Source organism: Arthrobacter sp. I3 (assembly GCF_000520575.1).
GTDB classification, from domain to species: Bacteria; Actinomycetota; Actinomycetes; order Actinomycetales; family Micrococcaceae; genus Arthrobacter; species Arthrobacter humicola_A.
Map to the genome: position 1 here is coordinate 39,388 of NZ_KI914916.1, position 3,681 is coordinate 43,068.

General features: G+C 66.8%; 2 protein-coding genes. Both read right to left on the reverse strand.

Going from position 1 to position 3,681, the window contains the following annotated elements; translation table 11 throughout:
• Positions 1 to 2,458 (reverse strand): GcvT family protein (locus Y706_RS24330; RefSeq protein WP_043435463.1); only part of this gene is annotated, 2,458 nt, incomplete at its 3' end.
• Positions 2,459 to 2,479: 21 nt separating this feature from the next.
• Complete coding sequence (purU, locus tag Y706_RS0108175) at positions 2,480 to 3,472, reverse strand: formyltetrahydrofolate deformylase (RefSeq protein WP_028276213.1); 993 nt, start codon at positions 3,470 to 3,472, stop codon at positions 2,480 to 2,482.
• Between the last annotated feature and the right edge of the window lie 209 nt (positions 3,473 to 3,681).

A 3,681-nucleotide genomic window follows, 5' to 3' on the forward strand; every position in this document is an offset into this window, starting at 1 on the left:
CGGTCGCCGCGATGCGCCCGCCGAAGTACTCCACCTCTACGGCGTCGCCCTCGGTCACCGAGGCAGGCAGCCAGGCATAGGCGAGGGGCTTGCGGACCGAGTAGCCGTAGGCGGCGCTGGTGACATAGCCGGCGGCCTCGCCGTTGAAGTACACCGGTTCCTTGCCCAGGACCACGGATGTGCCGTCGTCCATGGTCAGGCACCGCAGCGCCCTGGTGGCCGGCAGTTCCCTGAAGGCGGCCAGGGCGTCGCAGCCCACGAAGCCTTCCTTGTCCTTGGCGATCGAGAATCCCAGGCCGGCCTCGTAGGGGTGGTGCTGGGAGGTCATGTCCGTGCCCCACAACCGGTAGCCCTTCTCGAGCCGCATGCTGTTGAAAGCTCCACGCCCGGCCGCGATGATGCCGTGCTCCTTTCCTGCATCGAAGAGGAGGTCCCACAGCTTCAGCCCGTACTCGGCGGTGGTGTATAGCTCCCAGCCAAGCTCGCCTACATAGGAGAGCCGCATGGCGGTGACGGGGATGCCGCCCACCGAGATGTTCTTGGTGCGGAAGTACTTCAGGCCCTCGTTGCTGAGGTCGTCCGTGCTGAGCTTGCCGATCACTTCACGTGCCAGCGGCCCCCAGAGCCCGATGCAGCAGGTGCTGCCGGTGATGTCGGAAACGTGCACCCACCGGGCTGGATCCGCGGCCGAGTGCTTCCTGGCCTCGACACGGAGGTAGTCGAAGTCCACGTTGCTGTTCACGCCGAGCTGGAACTGCTCCTCGGCGAGCCGGGCGACCGTCACGTCGCTGCGGATGCCGCCGTCGTCCGCCAGCAGGAGGCAGTACGTCACGGCTCCCGGCTTCTTTGCGATGTTGCCGGTGCTCAGCCGCTGCAGCAGTGGCAGCGCCCCGGGCCCCGTGACCGCCAGCCGCTTCAGCGGCGTCATGTCATAAAGCCCGACGGCGGTACGCGTCTTCCAGGCTTCGGCCGCCGAGATGGGGGAGTGGAACATCGCGGACCACTCGTCCCGCTCGGGTGCCTGCCATTGCACCGGCAGTTCGTCGAGCAGGCCGCGGTTGGCCTCGAACCAATGCGGGCGCTCCCAGCCAGCGGACTCCAGGAAGAACGCCCCGAGCTCCTTCTGCCGGATGTTGAACGGGCTGACGCGCAGGTCCCGCGGGGATTCCTTGGGCTGCAGCGGGTGCAGGACGTCGTAGATTTCCACGAAGTTCTGCTGGGACGTTTCGCTGACATACTGGTCGCTGGTCTGGACCTTCTCGAAGCGCGTGAGCTCGCAGCCGTGCAGGTCGGTGCGGGACTGGCCCTCGGTGAGCAGCTCCGCCATGGCCCTGGCGACGCCGGCTGAGTGGGTGACCCAGACTGCCTCGGCAACGAAGAAGCCGTCGACGTCGGGGGACTCGCCCATCAGCGGGCCGCCGTCGGGAGTGAAAGAGAAGATGCCGTTGAACCCGTCCTCGATCCGGGCCCCGTGCAGGGCCGGAAGGAGGTCCTGGCTGTCTTCCCAGGCGGGCAGGAAGTCTTCCATCGTGAAGTCCAGGCGCGAGGGCATGCGGTGATCCGACATCTCCTCCGCGCCAACGCGGGGAAGCCGTGCCATGTCCACCGGCATCGGACGGTGCGCGTAGCTGCCGATGCCTATCCGGTCGCCGTGCTCGCGGTAGTAGAGGTCCTTGTCCTGGAAGCGCAGGATGGGCAGTCGGGCGCCGTTGGGAAGTTCGTTCCGGCCCTTCAGCTCCGGAAGTGGCGTGGTCTTCACGTACTGGTGCGCCAGCGGCAGCAGCGGCACCTTCAAGCCAACCATCTTGCCGAGCTCGCGGCCCCAGAACCCGGCGCAGGACACCACAATGTCCGCCGGGATCACGCCGTCGGCCGTTTCGACGCCGGTGACCCTGCCCGAGGCCTGTTGGATGCCTGTCACGGTGGTGGAGCCGAGGTAGGTCACGCCGGCTTGGCGGGTGCGGCTGATCAGCAGCTGGACGGCGCGGGCGGCGGAGGCCAGGCCGTCCGTCGGGACGTGAAGGCCGCCGAGGACCTCGTTGCCGTTCGCCAGCGCCCCGGTGGTCAGCAGCGGGTAGTGCTTCCCGCACTCGTCGGGGTCGATGATCCGGCCTTCGATGCCCCAAGAGGTGGCGTACCCCAGCTTGCGCTTGAGGTCCTGCAGCCGCACCTCGGTGGTGGCAAGCTCAAGCCCGCCGAGCTGGTTGAAGCAAGACACTCCGTCGGCGCTGAGGGAGAGCAGCTTGTCCACCGTGTAGCTGGCGAATTCCGTCATGGTCTTGGACGGGTTGGTCTGGAAGACCAGGCCGGGGGCGTGCGAGGTGGAACCGCCGGCCAGTTCCAGCGGACCCTGTTCGACGACCGTGATGTTGTTCCAGCCGCGGCTGGCGAGTTCGTCCGCGAGGTTGGTGCCGACGATGCCGGCGCCGATGATGACGACGCGTGGTGATGCGCTCATAAGTTGTTCTCCTGGTTCGCGTTAGCGGAATACGACGGTGCGGGTGTTGTTGAGCAGGACGCGGTGCTGGCAATGCCACTTCACAGCCCGGGACAGGGCCTGTGATTCGGCGTCCCGGCCAACCGTCACCAGGGCGTCCGCATCCAGGCTGTGGTCCACCCGGAAGACCTCCTGCTCGATGATGGGTCCCTCATCCAGGTCCGGCGTCACGTAGTGCGCCGTGGCCCCGATGAGCTTCACGCCGCGGTCGTAAGCCTGGTGGTACGGCTTCGCGCCCTTGAAGCCCGGCAGGAAGGAATGGTGGATGTTGATGGCCCGGCCGCGCAGGTTTGTGCACAGATCATTGGACAGCACCTGCATATACCGCGCCAGGACCACCAAGTCGGCGTCGTACCCGGCCACGAGTTCCAGCAGCCGCGCCTCGGCTTCCGGTTTGGTGTCGGGGGTCACCGGAACATGGATGAACGGGAGCCCGGCGTTTTCGGCCATAGCGCGAAGGTCCTCATGGTTGGAAACCACGACGGCGATCTCCGCACCCAGGCTGCCCGCGCGCCACCGGTAGATCAGGTCGTTCAGGCAGTGGCCGAATTTGGAGACCATGACCAGGAGGCGCTGCGGCCGGCCGTCGTGGAAGGTGAAGTTCATGCCAAATTCGGCGGCCGTTGCCGCGAAGCCGGCCGTGAGCCTCTCCGCGATGGAAACCCGGTCGTTGAGCCCGTCGAAACCGGGATCTGGACGGGTTCCGTCACCGGTGTCCGTGCGCCCGCCGGTGAAGGCGGTGCGCAGAAACAGGTTCCCGCTGACGTGGTCATCGAACTGCTGATGCTCCACGATGTCGAAACCGCGGTCGGCCAGGAAGGCGGTGACGGCCCGGACGATGCCGGGCCTTTCGGGGCAGGCCAGGGTGAGGACGAACTCGGGCGTGCGGGTTTTGGGCGACGAGGGCTTAGCAGCGGCCTCGGCCGTTGCGGCTGGAATGCCGCCGGCGGGGCGGCCATCAAGAATTGTGGTCACGATTTCCTCCTACTTCGTGGCGACAGCGTCGGGAGAGGCGCCGGATTTGGCGTCGCTGTCTGTGGCATCGCCGGGGCAGCGGGTGGCTGAGGAACAGCGTCCGTCGCACTCATGCTTGGTCACGAGATCAAACTGGACGCCTCCGTGCTGTTCCACGCCGGTGCGGATGGCACGTTCGACGACGGTCGTGGCGAGCCTCTGTCGCAAGG